Source organism: Streptomyces sp. NPDC001027, assembly GCF_040299045.1.
Lineage (GTDB): Bacteria > Actinomycetota > Actinomycetes > Streptomycetales > Streptomycetaceae > Streptomyces.
This window is the reverse complement of sequence record NZ_JBEPBI010000037.1, coordinates 46204-52956: the sequence shown is the minus strand read 5'-3', so window position 1 is coordinate 52956 and position 6753 is coordinate 46204. Positions and strand designations below refer to the sequence as shown.

The 6753-nt window shown below is 74.1% G+C and carries 7 protein-coding genes and 1 pseudogene; 6 read left to right on the top strand and 2 right to left on the bottom strand.

The window, feature by feature from the left end:
- Positions 1-138 precede the first annotated feature (138 nt).
- The 4 genes and pseudogenes from ABT300_RS13805 to ABT300_RS13790 all read left to right on the top strand — a co-directional run bounded on the left by ABT300_RS13805 (position 139) and on the right by ABT300_RS13790 (position 3698).
- Positions 139-834 carry a TerB family tellurite resistance protein gene (locus ABT300_RS13805; protein ID WP_351674684.1) on the top strand — a complete coding sequence of 232 codons (696 nt, stop codon included), beginning with the start codon at positions 139-141 and terminating at the stop codon, positions 832-834.
- A 266-nt stretch (positions 835-1100) separates the two neighbouring features.
- Positions 1101-1574 (top strand): annotated as a pseudogene (locus tag ABT300_RS13800) (MMPL family transporter); the annotation flags it as partial.
- 103 nt (positions 1575-1677) lie between these two features.
- Positions 1678-3024, top strand: a complete 1347-nt coding sequence (locus ABT300_RS13795) for a sensor histidine kinase (protein ID WP_502977933.1) — start codon at positions 1678-1680, stop codon at positions 3022-3024.
- Positions 3021-3698: a response regulator gene (locus ABT300_RS13790; protein WP_351674680.1), complete on the top strand. Its 678-nt coding sequence runs from the start codon at positions 3021-3023 to the stop codon at positions 3696-3698. The genes ABT300_RS13795 and ABT300_RS13790 overlap by 4 nt, the downstream gene beginning before the upstream one ends.
- A 23-nt stretch (positions 3699-3721) precedes the next feature.
- On the opposite strand, the gene ABT300_RS13785 is transcribed toward ABT300_RS13790, so the two are convergent.
- Positions 3722-4660, bottom strand: a complete 939-nt coding sequence (locus ABT300_RS13785) for a hypothetical protein (protein WP_351674679.1) — start codon at positions 4658-4660, stop codon at positions 3722-3724.
- Entirely contained in the window at positions 4608-5192 is a 585-nt protein-coding gene (locus ABT300_RS13780) for a SigE family RNA polymerase sigma factor (protein ID WP_319277382.1), read from the bottom strand. The genes ABT300_RS13785 and ABT300_RS13780 overlap by 53 nt, the downstream gene beginning before the upstream one ends.
- A gap of 80 nt (positions 5193-5272) precedes the next feature.
- On the opposite strand from ABT300_RS13780, the gene ABT300_RS13775 reads away from it, so the two are divergent.
- Complete coding sequence (locus ABT300_RS13775) at positions 5273-5740, top strand: protein-tyrosine phosphatase family protein (RefSeq protein ID WP_351674678.1); 468 nt, start codon at positions 5273-5275, stop codon at positions 5738-5740.
- Positions 5741-5801: 61 nt separating this feature from the next.
- Complete coding sequence (locus ABT300_RS13770; RefSeq protein WP_351674677.1) at positions 5802-6752, top strand: FAD-dependent oxidoreductase; 951 nt, start codon at positions 5802-5804, stop codon at positions 6750-6752.
- Position 6753: the final 1 nt, after the last annotated feature.

Sequence of the window (6753 nt, the reverse complement as noted above, 5' to 3'; positions counted from 1 at the left end):
CGGGGCCCCGTCGTTTATCGGCCATCCGACCGTGAAGGTCACGGAGAGGTCTCGTCCTGGGTGCTGACTACACCTCATCGATGTGGCTAACATCACCGGGGCGTGCGGCGATGATGCCGCGGCTGATGGAGGTGCGACGTGCTGCCAGAACGGGGACGAGACGGCCGTGTCACCAGGGGTGCCCGCATCCTGGGCACCCGCACCGCGTGGACGCCCGTCGGCGACGGCGAGTTCTTCTGCCCGGGCTGCGGCGGGGACCGCAACTACCAGAGGCTCACCGGCCAGCGCCGCTTCACCGTGCTCGGCGTGCCCGTCCTGCCGCGCGGCGAGACCGGCCCGGTCGTCGAGTGCGCGGCCTGCCGCCGGCACTTCGGCGCAGACGCCCTCGACCACCCCACCACCGTCCGCTTCTCGGCGATGCTCCGCGACGCCGTCCACACCGTCGCCCTCGCGGTGCTGTCCGCGGGCGGCGGCTGCGCCCGACCCGCCCTCGAGACGGCGGCGGGAGCGGTCCGCGCGGCCGGCTTCGCCGACTGCACGGAGGAACAGCTCGCCGCCCTCGTCGACGCGCTGGCCGCCGACACCGGCCGCAGCCACGGCGAGCCGTACACACCCGGGCTCGCCATAGAGCTCCACGAGGCCCTCGACCCGCTCACCCCCCACCTCGCACCGGTCGGCCGCGAATCGATCCTGCTGCAGGGCGCCCGCATCGCCCTCGCGGACGGCCCGTACACCCCGGCCGAACGCGAGGTCCTCGCGACGGTGGGCGCGGCCCTGACGATCTGCGCGGACGACGTGACCCGCCTCCTGGCGGCGGCCCGCACGCCGTCCTGATACTCCCCGGGGAGTAGGGCGGCGGCCCGGCCGCCCCCGGGAGTACCCCCGAAGTCGCCCCCGGGCGCGACGATCGGCCCCTCCTTCGCCGGAAGTCTGGAGAACGCAAGCCGGACAGCCGCGCCGAAAGGAGGTCCCGTTCCATGGGGGCCGGAGATTTCATCAGAGCCGGACGGACCAAGGGAGGGCGCAGGGTCGTCCCCTGGGTGGTGCTCGTGCTGTGGGCGGGCGTGCTCGCGCTCGCCTCGCCGTTCGCCGCCCGGCTCGCCGACGTGGTGGCGGTGTGGGGCGCGGCGCTCGGACTCGGCGGGCTGGTGTTCGGGCCGGTGCTCGGCTTCGAGGGCACGGATCCCGGGCTAGGTCTGCTGTCCTTCGTCTTCCTGGTCGCCCTAGGCGTCGACTACGGCATCTTCCTGATGCACCGGATGCGGGAGGAGTCGCTGCGCGGCGCCGAACCCGACGCGGCGGCGCTGACCGCGCTGCGCAGCACCGGCGGGGTCAGCGCCTCCGCCGGGCTCGTCCTCGCCGCGACCTTCGCCGTCCTGACGAACATGGGACTCGTGCAACTCGTCGAGCTGGGCTTCGTGATCGCGGTGGGCGTGCTCCTGGACACCTTCCTCGTCCGGACCTACCTGGTGACCAGCGCGAGCGTCGCGCTGGGGCGGACGGTGTGGTGGCCGGGCCCGCTGTCCCGGGCGCCGGAACCCGAAGTTGCCGAACGTGAACGGCAGTTCGCCTGACCGCCCGGGCGCCCCTCTTGACCGGAAGGGCGCCCGGGTGCCGCAGGATGGTCCCGTGCAGGCAACCACGACACCGGCGCGCGCCCGGCGGGGCGAGCGGATCATGACGGTGATCAACCGCGATCCCCGCACCGCGCCGCACCGCACCCGAACCGACGCGCTGCTGGCCGCGGCCACCGCCCTGTTCGCCACGGCCATCGCCCTCGGCGGCGCCGACGGCGGCGGGAACAGCGGTCCCCCCGCGCTCGGCTGGACGCTGCTGCTCGCCGGCCACGTGCCCCTCGTATGGCGCCGCCGCTCCCCGCTGACGGCCCTGCTCGCGGTGGTGGCCTGCATCGTGCCGTACCACACCCTCGACTACGACCACGCCGCGCCCATCGCCGGGACCATGGTGGCGCTCTACACGGTCGCGGCGAGCGGCACGGCACGCCGCACGCTGCTCACCGGCGTCGCCGTCCTCGGCGTGACGCTGGTCGCCAACGCCCTCACCAACCCCGACGGCGTGCTGGAGGTGCTGCGGATCTCCGGCTGGGTCATCGCCGTCCTGTTCTGCGGCATGAGCGCCCGCTTCTACCGCCAGTACGTCGCCGCCATCGTGGAGCGCGCCGAGCGAGCGGAGCGCACCCGGGACGAGGAGGCCCGCCGCCGGGTCGCCGAGGAACGCCTGCGCATCGCCCGTGACCTGCACGATCTGCTGGCGCACACCATCACCCTGGTCGGCGTGCAGACCTCCGTCGCCGCCCACGTCCTGACCGCGGACCCCGAGCGCCTCGACCGCGCGGCCGTGGCCAAGGCCCTCGACGACATCGCCGAGACCTGTCGCAGTGCGCGCGCCGAGATCCGTACGACGCTGGAGGTGCTGCGCGAGAACGGCGCCCCCGAGGCGCGCGGACCGCTCCCCGGCCTGCACGGCCTGGCCGACCTCGTGGAGACGGCGCGGGCGGCCGGGGCGGAGGTCGACCTCTCGGTGACGGTGACGACGCCCGGGACGCCGCCGTCGGTCGGCGCGGCCGTCTACCGGATCGTCCAGGAGGCGCTCACCAACGCGGTCCGGCACGGCGGACGGTACGGTGCGCCGGTGGGGGTGCGGGTACGGGTGTACGAGGCAGAGGGCGCGGTGCGTGTCGAGATCACCGACGACGGGGCGGGCGACGCCGGCACGACGGTCGCCGGCACGACGGGAGTCGGTCCAGCGGGCGTCGCTACAGCGGGCGTCGGCGCGGCGGCCGCCGACGTCCGGGGCGCCGCGCCGGGCGCCGGGGGGCGGGCGGTCCCGGGCGGGGACGCGCGCGTCGGCAGGCCCCGGTCCGCGACAGACGCGCCGGGCTTCGGTCTCGTCGGCATGCGCGAACGCGCCCGCAGTGTGGGCGGCACGCTGACCGCGGGGCCGCGGGACGACGGGAGGGGCTTCGCGGTGAGAGCCGTGCTGCCGACGGAGGAGAGCCGATGAGCGCCAGCCGGACGATCCGGGTGCTGCTGGCCGACGACCAGACCCTGGTCCGGGCCGCGTTCGCGATGCTCGTCGAGTCCGCGCCGGACATGGAGGTCGTCGGGCAGGCCGGCACCGGCCGGGAGGCGCTGGCGGCGGCCCGCGGCGAGCGGCCCGACCTCGTCGTCATGGACGTCCGCATGCCCGATCTCGACGGCATCGAGGCGACCCGGCTGATCGCCGCCGACGAGGACCTGACCGGGGTCCGGGTGCTGGTCCTGACCACCTACGACACGGACGCGAACATCGTCGAGGCGCTCCGCGCGGGCGCTTCGGGCTTCCTGGTGAAGGACACCCGGCCCGCCGAACTCCTGGACGCCATCCGCACGGTCGCCGCCGGCGAGGCCCTGCTGTCGCCGGGGCCGACGGCCCGGCTGATCGCCCGGTTCCTGCGCAGCCCCTCCGGGCCGCCAGCGGTCGGCGGCCCGGAGGGCCTCTCCGAACGGGAGCGCGAGGTGCTCGCCCTCGTCGCCCGCGGGCTGACCAACGCCGAGATCGGCGAGACGCTGGGCCTCAGCCCGCTCACCGCCAAGACCCACGTCAGCCGGATCATGGGCAAGCTCGGCGCCCGGGACCGGGCCCAACTGGTCATCGTCGCCTACGAGTCGGGACTGGTGACGCCCGGCAGCCCATGACCGCGCCCGGGCGGAACGCGACCCTAGGGCAGCGTCCGCTGGTACGTGCGGTCCGTGTCGGAGTCGTAGACGAGCTTGCCCGCGCCGTCGTACCCCTTCACGTGCGGGGCCAGCGTGACCTGCCGGTCCAGCATCCCCGCGGCCACGAACCAGCCGTGGTCGAGCGTGGCGGCGACCGGGCCCGCGTCGCCGTAGGAGACGGTCACCTTGGCCACCGACGGCTCGACGACGCCGATGGCGGCCCAGCGGAACGGCAGCTTCCAGTGCCCCTTGTCGAGGAACGACTGCTGGTACAGCACACCGCCGTTGACATCGGGCACGACCACGCCCGCGTCCGGCGAGTTCGCCTCGCTCGAGCTGACGCTGATGCCGGAGGCCACGCCGTCCTCGATGTCGCACACCACCCGGAAGCCGGCCGGCTGCTCCTTCACGCCGACGACGTGGAAACCGTCGCCGGGTGCGTTGGAGTCGCCCGTGCTCTTCGCGGCGAGGATGATCCGGTAGTCCTGGGCCTTGCCCAGCCGGGCCTTCGTGCCGCCCTCGGCCTTCAGGCACGTCGCCAGCCCGTCCGCCGCCTGCGCGAAGGTGATCCCGTCCAGCAGCTGACCGTCCGTGGCCGGCCGCGCGGGCCCGGAGGCGTCGCCGCCGGTCGCCGTGCCCGTCGTCGTGCCCGGGTTCGCGTCCGTGCCGCCCGGGACGCTCGCCGACGGCTGCGGCGCCGCCGTGTCGGAGCGCTGCCCCCCGTGCCCGCCGGCCACGGCGTACGCCCCCGCCGGCACGACGGCCAGCGCCGCCAGCACCGCTCCGGTCAGCGCCACGCGCCGCCGCCGCTCGGTCAGTCCCCGCTGCCGGATCGCCGGATACGGCGCGGGGGAGGGGCTGATGGTGTACGCGTCCTCCGCGAGCAACTCACGCATCCGCGCCTCGAACCCGAAGTCCTCTTGCCCGCCTGTCTCGTTCACTGCTGTCTCCCTGCCCCCGACCGTCCGCCGGCGTGCGGCCCGCGGACAGTCCCGGATACGTTCGCAACTTCGCCAGGCCCTTCGACGCCTGGCTCTTGACCGTGCCGGTCGAGCAGCCGAGCACCTCGGCCACCTCCGCCTCGGAGAGGTCCTCCCAGTACCGGAGCACCACCACCGCCCGCTGCCTGGGCGGCAGTTGGGCGAGTCCCGCGAGCAGCGAGCCGCGCTCCTCCACCCGGCCCGCGCTCTCGTCTAGCCCCGCCCGGTCCGGGGGCGCCGCGGTCAGCGCCTCGGTGACCCGCCGTTTGCGGAACCGGTCGCTGTTGCACGTGACCAGCATCCGCCGCACGTACGCCTCCGGGCTGTCGCTGCGCGATATCCGCCGCCACGACCGGTACGCCTTGGCCAGCGCGGTCTGCGTCAGGTCCTCCGCGTGATGGACGTCCCCGGTGAGCAGATACGCGGTTCGCACGAGCCGGGACCACCGCGCTCTGACGAACTCGTGGAACCGGTCCTCTTGTTCGGCCTGCATCAAGCACCCTCCTCGACCCCCAGACCACCGGTGGGCCGGAATCGGTTGCCCGGTTCCGGCGAACACGTTGGAATGGAGTGATGGACAAGGACGCATGGGCCTGGAGTGAGGACGCCCCCGGAGTGCTCGCGCTGCCCTCCGGCCGGCTGATCCGCGGCCGCGGCCTGCGCCGCCCGCTCGATGAGTCGGCGCCCGTCCCGGCCTACGGCCTCTACCTGCTCGGCCGGCGTCCCGTGGCGCCGCCCTGGGAGTGCCGCTGGCTCCGGTGGCCCGACTTCCGCCTCCCCGCCGACCGAGGGGACGCCCGCGCGGCCCTCGCCGAGGCGTGGCGCCGGGCAGCCGACGAGCGCGTGGAGATCGCCTGCGCCGGCGGCCGCGGCCGCACCGGCACCGCCCTCGCCTGCCTGGCCGTCCTGGACGGCGTCCCCCCGCAGACGGCGGTCGACTTCGTCCGCCGCCACTACGACCGCCACGCGGTGGAGACGCCGTGGCAGAGGGCATATGTGCGACGGTTCGGCGGCTCCGGCGAACCGCAGGTCCGCGGCTAGACTGACAGCTCCTCGGGACCGGGTCTACAAGGTCCGCCGGGGGCCCGTCGAGGAGGCGAGGATGCCGGCACCCGCGGTAGTGATCGGCGCCGGAGTGGTGGGTCTCACCACGGCGGTCAGCCTCGCGGAGGCGGGACGGGACGTGCGGGTGGACGCCGAACTGCTTCCCGGCGACACGACCTCGGCTGCCGCGGGCGCCTCGTGGGATCCGTTCCTGGCCGAACCGGCCGATCTGGTGGAGCGCTGGAGCAAAAAAACCCTGCGCGTTCTGTTGAAACTAGGAGCCGACGACGGCACGGGGGTCCGTCTCGTCGAAGGCACGCATGAGTCCCGCATTCCGCGGGACGTGCCGACCTGGGCCCCCTGGGTCGACGCCGAACCGTGCGATCCGAAGGATCTGCGCCCAGGTTACGTGGAGGGCTGGCGCTACCGTGCTCCCGTCGTCGACATGCCCAGGTACCTGAGCTATCTCGCCGACCGGCTGGCCCAAGCCGGCGGGCGGCTGCGACAGCACCGCTACGCCTCGCTCGAAGAGGCGTCGTCGGAAGCGTCCGTCATCGTGAACTGCACGGGAACAGGCGCGCGAACCCTGGTCATGGACTCGTCCGTGGAGGCGGTGCGCGGCCAGCTCGTCGTGGTTGAGAATCCCGGCATCACGACGTTCTTCTGTGACGACACCCCAGAAGCCGAAGAACTCACGTACCTCTACCCGCAGTCCGACGTGGTGGTCCTGGGCGGTACCTCGGACCGGGGGAACTGGGATCTCCGTCCCGATGCCACCGCCGCGGCGGACATCGTCCGGCGGTGTGCAGCGGTCGAGCCTTCCCTCGCCGCCGCCCGGGTGGTGGGTCACCGAGTCGGTCTCAGGCCGGTCAGACCCCGGGTGCGGCTGGAGACGGAGCGCCGCGACGGCACGTTGATCCTGCACAACTACGGTCACGGAGGCGCCGGGCTGACCCTGTCCTGGGGATGTGCCCGCGAGGCCGCCGATCTGCTGCGCGTCGCCGAGTAGG